Origin of the sequence: Paenibacillus sp. ACRSA, from assembly GCF_022346845.1 — a bacterium.
Taxonomy (GTDB): Bacteria; Bacillota; Bacilli; order Paenibacillales; family Paenibacillaceae; genus Paenibacillus.
The window spans coordinates 96,530-113,981 of record NZ_JAKRNP010000004.1; the positions used below are offsets into that span (position 1 = coordinate 96,530).

Annotated in this window: 14 protein-coding genes; 8 read left to right on the forward strand and 6 right to left on the reverse strand. The window is 44.2% G+C overall.

Going from position 1 to position 17,452, the window contains the following annotated elements:
- The first annotated feature begins 3 nt into the window (after positions 1-3).
- Positions 4-783 (forward strand): class B sortase, encoded by a 780-nt coding sequence (gene srtB, locus MH215_RS13905; RefSeq protein WP_239290912.1) that lies wholly within the window; start codon positions 4-6, stop codon positions 781-783.
- Positions 784-1,074: 291 nt separating this feature from the next.
- Complete coding sequence (locus tag MH215_RS13910; protein ID WP_239290914.1) at positions 1,075-3,189, forward strand: 5'-nucleotidase C-terminal domain-containing protein; 2,115 nt, start codon at positions 1,075-1,077, stop codon at positions 3,187-3,189.
- 287 nt (positions 3,190-3,476) lie between these two features.
- Here MH215_RS13910 and MH215_RS13915 read toward each other — a convergent pair whose 3' ends face one another.
- Positions 3,477-3,956 (reverse strand): GyrI-like domain-containing protein, encoded by a 480-nt coding sequence (locus MH215_RS13915; protein WP_239290916.1) that lies wholly within the window; start codon positions 3,954-3,956, stop codon positions 3,477-3,479.
- A gap of 111 nt (positions 3,957-4,067) precedes the next feature.
- Between MH215_RS13915 and MH215_RS13920 the strand changes: the two genes are divergently transcribed.
- From MH215_RS13920 to MH215_RS13945, 6 genes are all read left to right on the forward strand, one after another.
- Complete coding sequence (locus MH215_RS13920) at positions 4,068-5,030, forward strand: helix-turn-helix transcriptional regulator (protein ID WP_239290917.1); 963 nt, start codon at positions 4,068-4,070, stop codon at positions 5,028-5,030.
- 3 nt (positions 5,031-5,033) lie between these two features.
- Positions 5,034-5,333 carry a GNAT family N-acetyltransferase gene (locus MH215_RS13925; protein ID WP_239290918.1) on the forward strand — a complete coding sequence of 100 codons (300 nt, stop codon included), beginning with the start codon at positions 5,034-5,036 and terminating at the stop codon, positions 5,331-5,333.
- Positions 5,334-5,601: 268 nt separating this feature from the next.
- Positions 5,602-6,696, forward strand: a complete 1,095-nt coding sequence (locus MH215_RS13930) for a bifunctional glycosyltransferase family 2/GtrA family protein (protein WP_239290919.1) — start codon at positions 5,602-5,604, stop codon at positions 6,694-6,696.
- Positions 6,696-8,987 (forward strand): glycosyltransferase family 2 protein, encoded by a 2,292-nt coding sequence (locus tag MH215_RS13935; RefSeq protein ID WP_239290920.1) that lies wholly within the window; start codon positions 6,696-6,698, stop codon positions 8,985-8,987. Before MH215_RS13930 ends, MH215_RS13935 begins: the two co-directional genes overlap by 1 nt.
- An 11-nt stretch (positions 8,988-8,998) precedes the next feature.
- On the forward strand, positions 8,999-10,852 hold the full coding sequence (locus tag MH215_RS13940; RefSeq protein ID WP_239290921.1) for a hypothetical protein: 1,854 nt from the start codon (positions 8,999-9,001) through the stop codon (positions 10,850-10,852).
- A gap of 198 nt (positions 10,853-11,050) precedes the next feature.
- The gene (locus MH215_RS13945) at positions 11,051-11,218 is read left to right on the forward strand and encodes a hypothetical protein (protein ID WP_239290922.1); all 168 of its coding nucleotides are present in this window, start codon (positions 11,051-11,053) and stop codon (positions 11,216-11,218) included.
- Positions 11,219-11,636: 418 nt separating this feature from the next.
- Here the strand turns inward: MH215_RS13945 and MH215_RS13950 are convergent, their stop codons facing one another.
- The 5 genes from MH215_RS13950 to MH215_RS13970 all read right to left on the reverse strand — a co-directional run bounded on the left by MH215_RS13950 (position 11,637) and on the right by MH215_RS13970 (position 17,089).
- Complete coding sequence (locus tag MH215_RS13950) at positions 11,637-12,446, reverse strand: ABC transporter ATP-binding protein (RefSeq protein ID WP_239290923.1); 810 nt, start codon at positions 12,444-12,446, stop codon at positions 11,637-11,639.
- A complete protein-coding gene (locus MH215_RS13955; RefSeq protein ID WP_239290924.1) occupies positions 12,446-13,477 on the reverse strand; it encodes a FecCD family ABC transporter permease in 1,032 nt (343 codons plus the stop codon). Before MH215_RS13955 ends, MH215_RS13950 begins: the two co-directional genes overlap by 1 nt.
- Positions 13,474-14,514, reverse strand: coding sequence for a FecCD family ABC transporter permease (locus tag MH215_RS13960; RefSeq protein ID WP_239290926.1), 1,041 nt, complete (start codon positions 14,512-14,514; stop codon positions 13,474-13,476). The genes MH215_RS13955 and MH215_RS13960 overlap by 4 nt, the downstream gene beginning before the upstream one ends.
- Positions 14,507-15,595 carry an iron-siderophore ABC transporter substrate-binding protein gene (locus tag MH215_RS13965; RefSeq protein WP_239290928.1) on the reverse strand — a complete coding sequence of 363 codons (1,089 nt, stop codon included), beginning with the start codon at positions 15,593-15,595 and terminating at the stop codon, positions 14,507-14,509. Before MH215_RS13965 ends, MH215_RS13960 begins: the two co-directional genes overlap by 8 nt.
- A 402-nt stretch (positions 15,596-15,997) precedes the next feature.
- Positions 15,998-17,089, reverse strand: a complete 1,092-nt coding sequence (locus MH215_RS13970; protein WP_239290930.1) for a GntR family transcriptional regulator — start codon at positions 17,087-17,089, stop codon at positions 15,998-16,000.
- Positions 17,090-17,452: the final 363 nt, after the last annotated feature.

A 17,452-nucleotide genomic window follows, 5' to 3' on the forward strand; every position in this document is an offset into this window, starting at 1 on the left:
AACATGAGCAAAACGAGAAAAATTCTTATCGCCATTTCCCTCCTCGTATTGGTCTTTTCTCTCGTCAATATAACGAGAACGTATCTGAGAGATTATGCTGAGCAGCAGAAAATCACAGAGTTGGCCAAAGTGTGGAAGGACAGTTCGAGCAAAGGCGGAGGGGATAAATTCCCCTCCCTTTTGTCTAATAAGGCGACTGAACCAGTCATACTTCCCGAATTCCGAGAGCTGTACGAGCGAAATTCGGACATTGCAGGCTGGCTGAGTATTGACGGCACTCGTATTGAGTACCCCGTGATGCAGAATCCACAGGATGCAGAGTACTATCTCGATCATGATTTTGATAAAAAAGAAACCGAAGCCGGTCTCCCATTTTTGGACAAGCATAGTCAGATCGACGGTTCAGACATTCTACTCATTCATGGTCACCATATGAAAAGTGGCTGGATGTTTAAAGACTTAATGAAATACAAGAGTGAGAGCTTCTATAAAGAGCATGCAACGTTCCAGTTCAGCACGCTTTACGAGAAGGCAGAGTATGAGATTGTAGCCGTTATTGTGTCGGAAATTTACCGCAAATCGGATGACGTTTTCAAATACTATCAGATTGAAGATGTAAACACGCCAGCCGAGTTCGATTCCTATGTTCAGAACATCCAACAACTCGCTCTATATAACACGGGGGTAACAGCACAGTATGGCGACAAGCTTGTTGTCCTTTCCACGTGTGAGTACTCGACTGAGAACGGACGGTTAGCGGTGGTTGCCCGCAAAATTTCATGACGATACTGAAAAGCCAAAAGAATACTTCATATGTGATATCCCCTTTGGGAGATCCATAATCCATGAACTACCTTTGTACATACAAGGGTAGTTTTTATATTTTTTTAGATGAAGCTCATCGTTCCTATGAATTCGATTTCATTAAATTTCGAGCAACGACAATCAATGAATTCAGTTTTCTATCAATCTCGCAAAAATTTTACATTAATTTAATATATTTTGTACTTATAATGAATTGAACTATGGTAAAATATCTCAGGATCAGAAATTGGAGAGGGGTTTTGTTAATTCATGTCTTGGAAAAAATACGTGGCTAAAAGCACCATTCGTGTGGCTGCTACTGCACTATTGCTCGGCCAACTATTCGGTGCGGTTGGTGTCTCTGCTGCAGACGCAGATGTAGAAGTACACTTGATTGGAATCAATGACTTCCACGGTCAGCTAGATACGACCTCTATCGTTAGTGATAAAAAGGCAGGAAGCGCTCCAATTCTAGCAACTTATCTGAAAGAAGCTCAAGCCAAATATGAGCACTCCCTGCTCTTCCATAATGGAGACTCGGTCGGCGCATCTGCTCCAGTTTCATCTCTAGATCGTGATGAACCTACCATGGAATGGATGAACATGATGGGCTTTGATGTAGGTTCTCTAGGTAATCATGAATTCGACCATGGGATCGCTGCTCTAAAAGCACAAATCTTTGGTGGTCTTGATCCCAAAGAAGGAAAAGTAACGCATGCTGGTGCTAAATTTGATTATGTGAACGCAAACGTGATTGAAACGGCTACAGGCAAACCATTGATCAAGCCTTATGTTATTAAAGAAGTGGGCGGTGTCAAAATTGGATTTATCGGATTAGTGACGAAATCTACACCTGCCAAAGTATCTCCATCCGGTACAGCAGGCGTAACTTTCTTAAGCGCTGAAGAAGAAGTCGAAGCCGTTAATAAATATGCAAAAGAATTGCAAGACCAAGGTGTAGAAACGATCATCGTACTCGCGCATGATCCAGCAACCACCAAGGAAGGCGTAACAACTGGAGAAGCAGCTGATTTGGCTAAAGCTCTGCCAACAGATACACCTGTTGACGTTATCGTTGCAGGCGACAATCATGCACTGGCTAACGGTGAAGTAAATGGCATTTTGATTGTTCAAGCGTATTCATATGGTACGGCATTTGAAGATATTAAGCTGATGATTGACCCTAAGACTGGGGATGTAACGGAGAAATCAGCTACAGTTACAACGACTTTCCAAGAGGGTGTGAAAGAAGACCCTGAGACTTTGGCGATCATTAAAAAGTCTTTGGACAAGCATCCTGAGCTGACTAAGCCAGTAGGTACAACGGATGGTTCTGTTACACGTACGGATGCTTATAATAATGAAGCTCCTCTTGGTAACTTGATTGCAGATGCAATGCGTGAAGCAGATTTCGGCGATGATGCAGACGCTGCTGACTTTGCATTTATGAATCCAGGTGGTATTCGTGCAGATCTACCACAAGGTGATGTGACTTTTGCTGATCTTGCGAAAATCCAACCTTTCGGTAATACGCTCGTGAAACTGGAGTTGACTGGTGCACAGGTCAAAACATTGCTAGAGCAACAATGGGGTACGAATGCGGACGGTACACCAAATACGAAAACTCTTCAAATCGCTGGTTTGAAGTATACTGCAGATTTCAATAAACCAGTTGCAGAACGTGTTACAGGTCTGAGTCTGGAAGATGGTACACCAATTGATCCTGCAAAAACATATACGGCTGTAGTGAATAACTTCATGGCTGCAGGTGGAGACAACTATAAAGTGCTGCTGGATGCTAAATCATCCTTAGCAGGCCCTATCGATCTGGATGTATTCTACCAATACATCGTAGATACGTTTAAAGGCGATAGCATTGTTGCTAAAAATGAAGGTCGTATCACGAACCTGGTAGCTGCAGAGCAACCAGAAGCACCGGTATCCAATGAATCTATTACGCGTGCTGAATTTGTAACTGCACTAGTGGAGATGCTGAAGCTGAACGAAGCAACTACAGCGCCAACATTCAAGGATGTTGCTGCTAATGCTGTCTATGCTGATGCAATTGCTGAAGCTACACATGCTGGTTTCATTCAAGGCTACGGTGGTAACTTCAACCCGGATCGCGATATTACCCGTGAAGAAGCTGCTACAATTCTCGCTAAATTGCTGAAGGATCAAGCTACAGATAAAAATGCGGCTACGATCATCGCAGGTTTCGAAGATGGTTCAACCGTTTCGAAATATGCCGTTGATTCTATGGCAAAACTGATCGACAAAGGTATTTTTGGTGCAGATAGCAAACAGCTTCAACCAAAACAAGGTCTTACTACGAATGATGCTAAGGCTCTAATTGAAAAAGCAGTTGCAGCCAAAGCTTCATAATTAGAACTCATTCTTATCTTTTCGTAAGATAGCAAAACACATCCGTATGGGTATATAGCTACTCTCCTGTGGTTTATTCAGAGCGTACTATATCCCAATGTGGATGTGTTTTTTGTTGTTTACTTACATGATTATAACTGGTTCTTTGCTAGTGCCACTTCTATTTTATGCAGAAAATAACGTGTTAATATTCCCCTTTAATCACAAAAAATGAGGACTCTAAACCAATCGTGGATACTTGTTTAAAATCTACCGTATATGACATGAGCACACCTCCAATTTCCCAATTATTTCTTAACGACCGGAATCCACATTTCGCCGTAAACGGAGCCATTGCGTGTGCCCATCTCAACCGTTGCATTCGGCCCGCCAACATAAGCAAAGTCTTTAGCTTCCGGCAGGATTTGACCAAAAGCGATACCCGTAAGCGTATTACTCAGAGCATCTGCTGTCTCCGCTTCTCCTTGGATAACTAGGTAATCTCCCTTAGGGAACTGAATGACACGGGTAGCATCAGGTAGAGTTTCATCCGTTAGCACACCAGCATAATGCATCATTTTGTGGTTTACAGCTTCGTTCACAGCAAAAATGTAATCATTCTTGGCTACCGCTTTGAGCGCATTCAGCCTTCCATCTTCTTGAACCGCATGCCAGAAGTCCAGTTTTTCCTTGTTAATTCCAGCATAATCGGTATAGTGGCTTTTCAAGTCCGTTCCCATTCCTAATACGGTAAAGCTTTCTTTTTGCTCAAGAGTGTACTTTCCCATTTTTCATCCGTCCTTTTTTTAGAGGTATTTTCTTAATAGTGTTTCTTTCGCTTGATGAGTTTATAATAACTTTTAATCATGTCAAAAAATGAAACTGTTTAGGAGGCCGTGATGAAAAAAGTTGAACGGATTAACCTCATTATGCGGTACATCAATAACCGAGCCTCCTTCACCATTTCCGAAATCATGCGGGAATTCGGTATTTCCCGTTCAACAGCTATTCGGGACATCAGAGAGATCGAAGCCATGGGAATGCCGCTCGTCGCTGAAGTGGGTAGAGATGGTGGCTATTTCGTCATGAGCAATTCTGTCTTGCCACCGGTTCGTTTTACGGATACGGAGATTAAGGCTCTTTTTATTGCCTTCATGGCAACACGTAACCAGCAGCTTCCTTACCTGAAGAGTCGACAGTCTCTGGCTGAGAAATTGTTAGGACTTATCTCACAAAGCCATCAGGATGACCTTATTCTCCTTAATCGAATCTTACTGTTCGAAGGAACCAACCCCAATAATACAGATCTACTGGAGTTATCAGACCTTCCTCACCCTATATTGGAGAAACTGATTCAGATTCTTCTGTTGGACAGTTACTTATGGATCACGATTAGAGAAGGGGAGGTCATTAAGTCTTATCCAATCTATCTCATGCACCTCTATCGTGAGAAAAGCGTTTGGTTAATTGAAGGCTTTGATTTAAGAGAAGAGAAACGACGCCTTTTCTCCGTCGATTATCTTACCGATGTAGAACCATACTCCGTGAATAAGAGGTTGAGTCGTAAGAAGATCCAAGAGAAGCTGCGGAAGGAAGAAGAAGCATTTAACATTGTCCTTGAGCTTGGATCTAAGGCAATAGAACAGTTTAAAAAATATCATCCTCTACAAGTCTCTATTTCCTATATTGACCCTTTTCAATCAAGAGCGATTGTAAAAACACACGTCAATGGTGACCATGCAGAAGATCTTTCCGAAATGCTCAATTGGTTGTTGTTCTTGGGTGAAGATATTAAGTTCAGAACGTTGCCAGAAGGTTTGGCAGATTCTTTACATGTAAGACTGACCCACTGGAGCAATTGATCAATGTCTTTCAGTTTTAACTCCTTGGATTATGATCATTATAGAGCAGAGATTGGTTATGACCTCGCTCAATCACACTGGGGAAGAGGATTCTCCTCAGAATCAATCCGTGCCATGTTAGAGCATGGGTACTCTATCTTGAAGATGAATCGCATCGAAGCTAAGGTAGATCCAGATAATGTGAATTCAATCAAGCTTTTGGAGAAGCTGGGCTTCATCTGTGAAGGAACACTTCGACAGTATGAGAGAGTAGAAGGTGCGTTTAAGGATATTCATATGTACTCTAAACTAAGTTCAGATTGAATCTAGTAAGAAAGCCTCTCTGTAATTTGGAGGGGCTTTTGCCGATGAATAGAATAGAAGAAATTTACCCCAATAATAGCTAAGATGATGGGCAGTTTACACGCTTCTAACCGTCTTAAAAACGAGTCGTTTTTATATGTAAAATCAGCCAAAATTTTTACCAAAAAGGTTGTGATTTATTCGTTTACTGCCAACCTTTTCGGTGTTATACTCTCAATATTCCAAGAAAGAATTTTGTGAAAATTTGTCGAATTGGAGCTTATGTAGGATGATGAAAGGTGCACAACATGGCGAAACGATCATCCTTATTCCATCGCTTGAGCCAGATGAGAGACTTCCGCTCTATGTGAAGCAATTGCGAGAATATGGCTTGACTAATATTGTTATTGTGGACGATGGATCTGGTGAAGCATACCAGTCAATCTTCGAGGAACTGCATGATAACGGTTGTGTCCTACTTCGCCATTCGAAGAATCAAGGTAAAGGTGATGCACTGAAGACTGGTTTTCAATACATTAGCCAAAACTGTGATCCCTCTGCCTTTGTAGTCACAGCTGATTCGGATGGACAGCATGCTGCAGAGGATGTATACCGTCTTGCTGTGGAGGCTAGACGCCATCCTGATGCGCTAGTTCTTGGCGTAAGGAACTTCAGCGAGGGAGGAATCCCACCGAAGTCATTGCTGGGCAACCGGATGACTTCGTTCATTTTTGCAATGTTATATGGTAAGAAGCTGTCAGATACCCAGACCGGGCTCCGCGCCTTCGGCCCCGGGTTACTTGCATTTATGCAGGAGGTTCGTGGCTCTCGCTTCGAATATGAGCTGCAGATGCTAATTTCCTGCATCCAGTCCGGTATACCGATTCATACGATGCCGATTCAAGTCATCTATGAGAATGGAAATGCAGGTACACATTTCAAAGCTGTTCAGGATAGCGCTCGGGTGATGGGCGTGTTATTCTCTAACTTTTTCCGCTTTATTTCATCGTCAGTAGCCAGTTCCGTCGTGGATTTGGGTATTGCTTGGTTTTTGATTGACTTCTTAAGGTCTATATTAGGAGAGCAACACTATTTAAGAATTCTACTAGCTACAGTCATTGCGAGAATTATATCGATTGCGGTTAATTATGTATTAAATAGACATTTTGTATTTCGCAAAGAGGACAGCCAAGGCAGTCTATGGCGGTATTTATCGCTGTGCGGATTAGTCATTTTGCTTTCTAGTACAGGTGTATATGTATTCCATACTATTTTCTACATAGATGAGAAGATAGCGAAATTTGTCTGTGATGCCTTGTTGTTCCTGCTTAGCTTTCAGTTGCAGCGTAGATGGGTATTTGCAGCAAGGAGGAAGCAGTTGTAGTGCAAAACGAGAAACGGCAAAACATCTTTTTTGTCATCACCATGATCTTAATGACGATCTACTTACTATGGCGTATGTTCTTTACACTGCCGTGGGGCGAGGGCGTGCTAAATGTCATTTTCGGCATGCTGCTCATTGTAGCGGAAACAGTAACTGTACTTACAACCTTTGAATTGTTCTTTCAAAAAATGCAAAAGAAGCGTACACAGCTTGATTTTCCCATTGTTCCGCCAGATTACTATCCACATGTAGACGTATTTATTGCGACCCATAATGAGCCAGTCGATCTGTTGTATAAGACGGTGAATGCCTGTACATTCATGGATTATCCGGATAAGCAGAAGGTTCATATCTATTTATGTGATGATGGTGCAAGACCTGAGGTGGAGGAGCTTGCCAATCAATTTGGTATCGGATATTTAGGCTTTCCTGGAAATAAAGACGCCAAGTCCGGTAACTTGAATAATGCACTAAGCAAAACGACATCTCCACTCATTGCTACCTTTGATGCGGATATGATTCCACAACATACTTTTCTAATGAAAACCGTTCCTTATTTCCTACTCTCAACATTCATCAAAGAGGGGGAGGAGTGGCGTCTTCGCCGAGAGGATGAAATGGATGAGAAGTTTAAGCTTGGACTGGTGCAGACACCACAGAGCTTCTATAATCCAGATCTATTCCAATTCAATCTGTACGCGGAGCAAGGGATTCCGAATGAACAGGACTTCTTCTCACGAGAGGTCAACATTCTGCGTAATGCTTCCAATGCAGTAGCGTATACCGGAAGTAACACGATTATTTCCAGACAAGGCATGGTAGACATCGGTGGTTTCCCGCTGAATACGATCACGGAGGACTTCGAGACAAGCATCCGCTTGCAGCAAGAAGGGTATATCACCTATGCGACGCAAGAGGTTCAGGCTGCCGGGCAGACAACAACAACGGTTCCGAGCATGATTAAGCAACGGATTCGTTGGGCTAGGGGCATTATTCAGAGCTTGCAGAATACCCGTGCTCCCTTTTCCGAGAAGCTTCCATTCTGGACGAGAGTGACCTATGTGAGCAGTTTCTTATACTGGTGGTCGTTCTTTAACCGATTAATTTTTATCTTGTCACCGATTTTGTTTGCGTTATTTGATTTCCAGATCGTCAATACAACCTTCTGGCAGATTCTAATATTCTGGCTCCCGTCGTATTTCTTCTATAGTCTGTCCATGCGTTACCTGTCTAGTAACATACGAAATCAACGCTGGAGTCAGGTTATCGATACGATATTTATGCCCTACCTCATATGGCCGGTAATCCTTGAAACGTTAGGAATTCGGGAGAAGAAGTTCAAGGTTACGAACAAAAGCAGGTCTAACGGTCGCAAGTGGATGTCTACTCTGTTATATGCGCTTCCGCATATTTTCCTGCTCCTGTTATCCATTGCCGCTATCATACGTTATGCAAGCGGAAAGTATGGTATTGCCCTATTTTTCAGTAGCATCATTATCTTCTGGTTAGTCCATAACATGATTGCGCTATGCTATGCCTTATTCTTCATGATTGGCCGACGTGCGTATCGGGAGACAGAACGAATTCGGGCACAGGAAAATGTGACCATCCGTTACAAAGCGAGAAATTTGCAGTATGAGGCCAAGACCGTCGATGTATCCGAGCAAGGTATTGCCTTCTATGTACCCTATCCGATCTATTTGCCCGAAAAAGAAACGATTTCTCTCGTTGTAAAAAGCGAGCGGTATGAGGCGAATCTTGATGCGGTCATCGTATATGTGAAACAGGATGGAGCGGGCTGGCGTTATTCGGCAACGGTACAACCGATTGACGAGACAGACAACCGAGAGTATATGCAGATTATTTATGATCGTAAACACTCGCTGCCAGAGCAGATGAACCTCTGGGATACGGCGTATGACGATATGCTACGTAATGTGAAAAAGCGGGTTGTTCAGCAGCGTTCGGATCAGCGAAAACTGCCGCGCCTTTCGATGGAGCTTCCGGTCACTTTTACAAATAATGCAGGCTGTATCCTGCGTAGCTTCAACTATCGTTTCTTCTCGGCGACGGGTCTACATGGCCATATTTCCGCTGGAACCATCGTTACGTTTATGACCAAAAGCAATATTGAAGTGATTCTGAAACATACCGGCAATACAACTGCCAATCATCGTGAGGTGCTTCTCTCCGTTGAGAATATCGATGACATCGTGGAGCGCGGCCTTATTAATCAATTGTTGAATGATTTGACTCCCCCACAATCCGAGAGTTTCATCCGAGAGGGTTAGGAGAGATAGAGATGCTCAGTTTGCTTCAATTTGTGATGGGAGTTTTGTTGATAATCTCCTTTGTTGGTTATATGCAGTTTGTTCGGAAGGTACTTTCACTACGCTGGGAGTTCATCCCGATTTTTGTGTTCTCCGCAATAGCCTGTATCGTGTTTTTGATTGGCCTCGTAGGTCAACTTTTTATAGGAAGTATTGTGGTTTTGATTATAGGTTTGTTGCTGTTCAGAGATACGTTGGCGCAAGCTGTACGGCTCGGGGCAAAGCCACAATTCATGTTCTCGTTATTTCAGCTTAGCTTTCTAGGCGGGACGTTTATTTTTTTGCTGATTCTGTTCCAAAATGAATTAACACACTACGATAATTTCTCGCACTGGGCGATTGTATTGAAGCAGATGCTCAGTACCAACGCGTTCCCGACGCCGGATTCCGACCTGATCGATTTCAAAAACTATCCGCTCGGAACATCGTCGTTTATCTATTACGTCTGCCGGTTCATGGGACATGCGCAGTCCACGATGTTGCTGGCACAGGCGCTGCTGATCTTTTCTTGTTTCTATGCGATGTTTGGTGTTGTGTCAGAGAAAAAGAGGTTCCTGCTGTATGCCTTTCTTGGTTTCGGCTTATCGACATTGTCTTTCTTCAACCTGACGATTCGGATCACCAATTTGCTGGTGGATTTCATGCTTCCGATTTATGCACTTGCCATTCTGGCAGCGATCTATCAGTATCGTCATGATCTCAAGCGGGCGTGCATCATTGTTCTTCCACTGGCGGGTGTGCTGACGGTGATCAAGAGTACGGGAATCATCTTTGCAGCCATTGGCCTGATCTTCCTGGTATACACTTGGCTGAGAAATAAGCAACGCTCGAACTGGAAAATCGGTCTGGGTGTGCTTGGCACGATTGGTGGTGCATTGTTGCCGTATTTCGGCTGGAGCTGGCGTATGGCAACGGTGTTCCAAGGGATAGATAACAAGTTCGAGGGTGCAGGTTCGGCGCTCAAAGCGGGCAAAACGGCAGAGCAGAAGTGGGAGATTCTGACGCTCTTCCTGAAATCAAGTATAGATATTACGACTAGACCCGTGATCGGTATTGTGCTCTTTCAGCTTGTGGCCATTGCAGCTTCCATTGTGGCGTACGTGGTGCTGAAGAAGAAATGGAACCTGTGGAAAGTGCTGATTGCCCTGAATGTTGTGTTGCTGCTGTACTATGCAGGGATACTGGCGCTCTATCTCTTCTCCATGCCGGTGGATGAAGCAGTGAGATTGGCTGGATTTGAACGTTATGCTTCCAGTATTGTTGTGCTCTTTGCGGGCGGATTAGTGCTCTGTGCTGCCGTTGACATTGAGCGTTCGTTTCACTATCGGATCGGTGAAGTACCAGACTACAAGGCGTTCAGATCGGTTCAGTCGAAGGGACATTATCAAAAAGGAATCATTGCATGTATGGCACTTGCAGGCACCATTCTGTTGTCAGAATACAACGGTATGGCTTCCATTGCGAATAGCTATGATACGACACTTCCCTATAAAATTCATGCCGTGACAGGGGATCGGTGGTACGCAGGTGGTCAAGAAGATACACAGCGGTATCTCTTCTACGGCTCTGATCGGGATCAGCAGGTTACGAATTATTACATGCAGTATGTCGGCAAATACTTCTTGTATGCACCACATGTCGACGGCATCGTGTTGTTCTATGAGGATAACATGGACAACCTGCTGAGCAACTATGATTATCTGGTAGTCGTCGAGACCGATCTCAATGCCAAGTACCTGCTGAAGAAGCATTACGGAATCGACATGCAGGAGGGTATCTATAAAATCACCCGTTCAGGCGAACAGATTGTTCTTACATTAACGTAGATCATGTTCCAATATAAGATTAGGTTACCATTTTTGGTTAAATAGTGTAAAATGGATAGAGAAGAGGTATATACGGCGTTAAGCTTGTATAGCCTCTTTTTTTGTATAGGAATAAGTACACTACTGATCATTGGAAGAGTATAGCCGAGTCGTATAGGTGAACATAACGTAACTTATAGGAATGGGGGGATATGGGGCATGAAATCTTTTAAACTCCTTCTAGCCATCATGTATGTCCTGACAGTTGTGACTATAATATGGTTTACGAGTATTGAAGGATCAGTGAAATATATGGCGGTATTAATCCCAATATTTCTGTATGCATCTGTCATGAAGATCTATCAGGATAAGCAGCAAAGCGAATAGATGAGATTGAGCTAGAGCTAGAGCTAGCTTCATTCCATATACCAAAAAAGAAAGAATGAACTGTCCAAAAAGGAATTCATCTTCGCTCTACGTGCTAACCAACCTAACGCATCTTAATAAGCGGATTATCTTCGTATGCAAAATTTAACGAACCTCAGTAATTCTATTCCTTCATAAAACGGCGCCAAAACCCAAAATATGGAGTGGATCGACAAAATAATGCCGCTGTGATTCGTTAGATATCCGATTCGATAAAATGGAAGCGAATAGCATGTGTCAGGTTCTTTAAATCCAAATAAAGTTAAAGGGGATGTCCTCGTCATAATGATGACTTATGGGACATCCCCGTTGTTTCAGTAACCCTTTTTTTCATCCTTGTAACCATTGAAGTCAGTCTCATATTTATAGAGCAACCAGCCTAATGAGCACCATGAACGTGATATCTTCCCTTCGGTACAACTAAGGGAGATCGCGAGATCGGATCTTCAATAACCGTGCAATCCAGTCCAAAAATATTCTTGACCTGTCCGCTTGTAATAACTTCAGAAGGCGTGCCTTCAGCGACAAGCTTTCCAGTGTGGAGTGCAAAGATATAGTCTGCATAACGTGCAGATAAGTTGATGTCATGAAGTACCATAACAATCGTTGTTCCGTGTGTGCGATTTAGTTCAGTAAGCAGATCCAGAATCTCCACTTGATAGGTAATATCCAAGAACGTCGTCGGTTCATCCAGAAACAGAATGTCGGTCTGCTGCGCTAATGCCATGGCGATCCAGACACGCTGACGTTGACCGCCGGAGAGCTCGTCGATGTTATGATTGGCGAACTCAGTAATATTCATAAGGGTCATTGCTTCGGCAACCGCCTCGTAATCCTTTTTCGTCCAACCACTAAACAAGGTTTGGTGTGGAAATCTGCCTCGACCAACGAGATCGGCTACGGAAATACCTTCTGGAACAATGGGAGACTGCGGGAGAAGACCGATTACACGAGCCAATTGCTTGGGCGGAATCTTACCGATGGCTTTGCCATCCAGCGTAATACTGCCAGATGTCGGCTTAATGAGCCGAGCCATTGTCTTCAGGAGCGTGGATTTGCCGCAACCATTCGAACCGATAATCACGCTGATTTTATTGCTGGGAATAACCAGATCGACGCCATGAATGATCGTTTTGTTGTCATATCCAGCAACAAGTTGTTTGGCTTCGAACACATGTGTTGGTTTCATTATAATTCCCCCTTTCGATTCATTCGCATTAACAGGAAGATCAGATACGGTGCTCCGACTAGTCCAGTAATGACGCCTACGGGGAATCTGTACTCAAAAGCAAACTGCCCGATCAGATCTGCGCCTAGAACGAGATTAATGCCAACCAGACCTGCAGGAATGCTGTTCAACGCACCCGCACCAACGAGCCTTTTCGCGATTGGTCCCGCAAGGAAGGAGACAAAGGCGATCGGACCTGTCGTTGCTGTAGCAATAGCAACCATGCAAACAGAACTCACGATTAGAGCGATCCTAGTTCTGTCTGTATCCACGCCGAGTGAGAACGCGGACTGTTCACCAAGCTCCAGGATACTTAAATGTTTACCTAATAGAATGATAATCGGTGAACAGATGAGTACTGTAATCACCAGAGGCGGCAGTGCACTCATCTGAGAACCGTTGAGGCTGCCTGTAAGCCAGCGAATCGCGGCCGGAATATCTTTCTCAGAGCTAACTAGAAGTAGATAAGATATGACCGCATCAAGCATCGCCTGGATACCAATTCCGATTAGAATTAAGCGTCCGATGGAGAATACTTTTCCTCTAGAGAGTACATAAATGAATAGTACAGTAGCCAGACCTGCAATTACAGAAGCTAAGGAAACGACTGCCCCACTCGCATGAAGCACAACGATACAAAAAACTGCCGCCGCACTTGAACCAGACGTTATGCCGATCACATTAGGGTTCGCTAGCGGATTGCGTAGCATGGTCTGAAAGGTATGCCCTGCAATACCGAATGCAAATCCAGCAAAGAGACCTGTTAGCATCCGTGGTAAACGGATCGTATTTACAGCAAACGTAACACCTTTGATTTTCTCCCCCGAGAGGGAGGCGATAACATCTTTTACCGGATAAATGGTATTCCCAAGTAAAAGCATAGCGCAGCATAATACACAGGCTAGTGCAGCAAGAAGACTAGTGACGAGTATCCAGCGGCGACGTCTGTGACGTCTGCCCGCCATAATAAATTCAATGGATTGATCTCTCATAAGGATCGCACTTTCGATCGCATCGCTAGGATGATTAGTATTGGAGCGCCAATAAACGCTGTAACGACACCCACCTCAAGCTCCCCAGGGTTGCTGATGAGCCTGCCACCAACGTCGGATATCGTCAAAATAATAGCTCCGGCAACGGCCGACATCGGTATGACAAATCGTAAATCAGGCCCCAGAATCAGGCGAATGACATGTGTAGATAACAAGCCGATGAAGCCAATCGGACCCGCAAGAGCTGTCGCTGCTCCGCACAATAGAACCCCTGCAAGTGCGGCAATGAAGCGCAGCGTTCCGGTTCGAACGCCGAGTCCTGTTGCAACATCGTCGCCTAGCGCCAGTGCATTGAGTGCAGGAGCCGTAAGTAATGCAATGATCACACCTACAATAAGGAACGGAATGAATGTACTGATTCCACTCCAAGTAGCGGAACCCACGCTTCCGACTTGCCAGAACCTAAATTGATCCATGACATAGGATCGTGGAATCATAATGGCAGTGACGAGGGAAGAAAGTGCGGCACTGATAGCCGCTCCGGCCAAAACAAGCTTAATGGGCGTGGCTCCGCCACGCCCCATTGAGCCAATACCGAATACGAACACAGCAGTGATTGCAGCCCCGGCGAGTGCTAGCCAGATATACTGATTAGCACTGCTGATGTTCAGGAACGCGATACCAAAAACCACAAACAAGGAAGCCCCTGTATTGACGCCTAATATGCTCGGGTCAGCGAGGGGGTTCCGAGTTACGGATTGCATCAGTGCTCCTGAAATGCCAAGAGCGGCACCGCATAACAAACTGAAGACTGTTCGCGAAATCCGCTTGCGCACAATATTTGCTCCATAGGAGTCTACTTCCGGGTGAAATAATCCGTCGATTAACTCATGAAACCTCACTGGTCGAGAGCCGAAGACCAGTGAGGCAATTAGAGTTGCACCGAGCAGAATTACGCAAATGCTCAAAACCAGGATGAAGTTCCTGGGCATATGTGCTCGTATTTGGTTATCATTCGAAACGGATGTATTATTCATTGACCTTGTCGATCGCTGCGCCAATGAGTTTCAGGTAATCATCAATGGTATAGGAAATGGACAGTGGGTTTGGTGTACCTGCAGCAACCAGAGGTGTATCTGCTTCAATAAATGCAACAGAACCTCTTTGAACAGCAGGGATTTTGCCTAGAAGTGGATCAGCTTGAATAGCTTTCAACAACTCAGCATTTCCGTAACCAACGAGGATATCCGCATCGTTCAGAGCTTCTGCATTCTCTGCACTTAGGCTCAGAGAGTAGCTGTTAGGATCGGTAATTTGGCTAGTGATGCTATCTGGAATAACCAGTCCCAGCTCCTTCAAGAAAGCAACACGGGAATCTACAGGTGTATAGATGTGTAATTTGGACATGTCTTCAGCGGAGAAGTTAACCCATACCACTTTTTTGTCTTTGATCTGTGGGTATGCGCTGAGCTTCTCATTAATCATTTCTTCTGTATCTTTAATCAGTTGTTCGCCTTCTGCTTTCATACCCATACCTTCAGCATTCAGGCTAACCTGTTCACGCCATGTTGTTGCCCATGGAGCTGTTGGATAAGCGACTACCGGAGCGATTTCACTTAGGAGATCATAGTCTTCTTGTGTAATGCCGGAATATGCAGCAAGGATCACGTCAGGGTTAGAGTCAGAAATAGCTTCAAAGTCCAGTCCGTCTGTATCCATGAATACGTTTGGATCAGTTACGCCAAGCTCTTCGAGCTTCTTGGCCGTCCAAGGCAGAAGTCCGCTGTCATCTTGTACACCGAAGTTTGCAGCAGAGAAGCCCACAGGAACTTGTCCAAGTGCAAGAACAACGTCATGGTTCGCCCATTGTACAGTAGCTACACGCTCAGGCTTTTTCTCTAGAACTGTTTCGCCCAATGCATGTTTGATCGTAATTGGATAGCCTGCATTGTCATCTTCAGCGGCTGGTGTCGCTGTCTCTGTTTCAGTTGCTGTGGTGTCACTTGCAGCAGGCGTAGCTGCAGGTTCTTCTGGCTTATTCCCGCACGCGGCTAATACCATGATCAGCATAAGTGAGATAAGGAGTGTTCCGATCGATAGCTTTTTCTTCGTGTTCATGTGTTTCCCCTTCCTGAACCCTTGAATGTATTGGATGGTGCTGAATCTCCGGCGTATGTAGCTAAACATGGAAGATTAAAGAGTGGAAATTCGAATAAGAACATAATAAAACGTTTTCTAATTATGATAATGATTATCAACGTCAATAAATATATCGTTTTTCTAGAGAGGGTGTCAATGAAAAATATGGATGTTAATTAATTTCATAACCCAGCTGCTGGGAATCAAAAAAACCGCAGGGCAAGTTGGATTACCTGCCGAGCGGTTTCGATCTTACATATAAAATGGGGGAGATTCAGTCCCATATAACCTGTACTACTTTAGTGTAAAGGAAGGATAGGATTCGCCTCCACTAGCTTATTGCGTGAAGCATATAATCTCAGAAATCCTTTTAGATTTACACTACTCCACCTCAATCTCCCTCACCGTCTCCCCTTCTACCAATACGGGTTGATAGTAGGTATTTGTTGGCAGATCCTTTTTGCCTTGCAGCTTCTTAATCACCCAATCCGCTGCATCACGTCCCATTTGCTCTTGGGGATGGGTTAACGTGGTGAGCCGGATATTAGCGTTCTTGGCAATGTATGAATTGTCCTGACCGATGATGGATAACTCGTGCGGGATGGAGATGCCCAGTTGCCGGCAGGCGTTCACCACTTCAAGCCCCACTTCGTCGTTGTAGCAGACAATCGCAGTGAGTGCATCCCTGTTTTCGTTCAGATAGGCAGTCACACTGGAGGACAACTCAGGTTTGGATGCTGTATCAAACGAAAGCACCTGCTCGGGATGGAAACGTAATTTTGCTTCACCCAGCGCTTTGATGTATCCCTTCATCCGGTATTTGCCCTGTAAATCATCCATCTTCGCAATAATGCCAATCTGGGTATGACCTTTCGCGATCATCTCCCGGGTAGCGAGATAGCTAGACTGCACATCATCCAGACAGAAGAAAGGCACCTCCAGTTCTTCATAGAACGCATTAATCATCGTAAAGGGCACATCCTGCTCTTTGAAAGACAGGTAATACGCGATGTTCGGGTTGTATAGATTACTCTTGGTTGGTTCGACGATCAGACCATCGACGCCGTAGGAGAGCATCATTTCAAGTGCTTTTTTCTCCTGTGCGACATCATTGTTGGTGCTGGCGAGCAACAACGAATAGTTGTCCTCATTCAGACGACTCTCTATGCCACGGATAATGGATGGAAAGATGTAGTCTGAGATATATGTCGTAATGACACCAATCGTTTTCTTCGATGTGTTACCACCCGAACGTGATCGATACTGATTGCTTACATACGTTCCCGAACCTTTTTCACTCCGCAAAAATCCTTCGTTAGACAATTCCAGAATGGCCTTCCGCACTGTCTGGCGGCTTACATTGTAACTGTCTTGCAAAGCCGACTCTGTCGGAATCTGTTCCCCTATGCTGTACGCTCCCGAGAGGATATGGCTCTTTATATCATCAATAATGACTTGGTATTTAGGCTTCACATATTCCACTTCTTTCGTCATGACTTATCTATATTAACGTGTAGAGTTCAAATAGTTGTACGTACATATTCTAGCATGATTTGATTTAGATGAGAATGAAGCTGTACATTTTTCGCAATGTTGCGTACATTTCATGCTATTTTCAATTGATGTGTACCTTACAGCATAACCGGTTTATCCGTCAATAAGACACTATTATCGCAAAATACAGATCAATATGTGGTTATTGTAGGTATAACTATAATATATAATTGACAAATGTACGTACAAAAAATATACTAAGGCTGTCAGATTAGGAAAGCGCATTCTTAGCAAAAGAGGGCATGACACTACTCCCTGATGGAGAGGAATCGTGTGAATCGG

What these genes read in the sequence shown, in the direction of transcription:
- MH215_RS13965 (WP_239290928.1), bottom strand. Translation starts at nt 15,595, where the DNA reads ATGAACACGAAGAAAAAGCTATCGATCGGAACACTCCTTATCTCACTT.
- srtB (WP_239290912.1), top strand. Translation starts at nt 4, where the DNA reads ATGAGCAAAACGAGAAAAATTCTTATCGCCATTTCCCTCCTCGTATTG.
- MH215_RS13910 (WP_239290914.1), top strand. Translation starts at nt 1,075, where the DNA reads ATGTCTTGGAAAAAATACGTGGCTAAAAGCACCATTCGTGTGGCTGCT.
- MH215_RS13940 (WP_239290921.1), top strand. Translation starts at nt 8,999, where the DNA reads ATGCTCAGTTTGCTTCAATTTGTGATGGGAGTTTTGTTGATAATCTCC.
- MH215_RS13920 (WP_239290917.1), top strand. Translation starts at nt 4,068, where the DNA reads ATGAAAAAAGTTGAACGGATTAACCTCATTATGCGGTACATCAATAAC.
- MH215_RS13925 (WP_239290918.1), top strand. Translation starts at nt 5,034, where the DNA reads ATGTCTTTCAGTTTTAACTCCTTGGATTATGATCATTATAGAGCAGAG.
- MH215_RS13960 (WP_239290926.1), bottom strand. Translation starts at nt 14,514, where the DNA reads ATGAATAATACATCCGTTTCGAATGATAACCAAATACGAGCACATATG.
- MH215_RS13915 (WP_239290916.1), bottom strand. Translation starts at nt 3,956, where the DNA reads ATGGGAAAGTACACTCTTGAGCAAAAAGAAAGCTTTACCGTATTAGGA.
- MH215_RS13955 (WP_239290924.1), bottom strand. Translation starts at nt 13,477, where the DNA reads ATGAGAGATCAATCCATTGAATTTATTATGGCGGGCAGACGTCACAGA.
- MH215_RS13945 (WP_239290922.1), top strand. Translation starts at nt 11,051, where the DNA reads ATGAAATCTTTTAAACTCCTTCTAGCCATCATGTATGTCCTGACAGTT.
- MH215_RS13930 (WP_239290919.1), top strand. Translation starts at nt 5,602, where the DNA reads ATGATGAAAGGTGCACAACATGGCGAAACGATCATCCTTATTCCATCG.
- MH215_RS13950 (WP_239290923.1), bottom strand. Translation starts at nt 12,446, where the DNA reads ATGAAACCAACACATGTGTTCGAAGCCAAACAACTTGTTGCTGGATAT.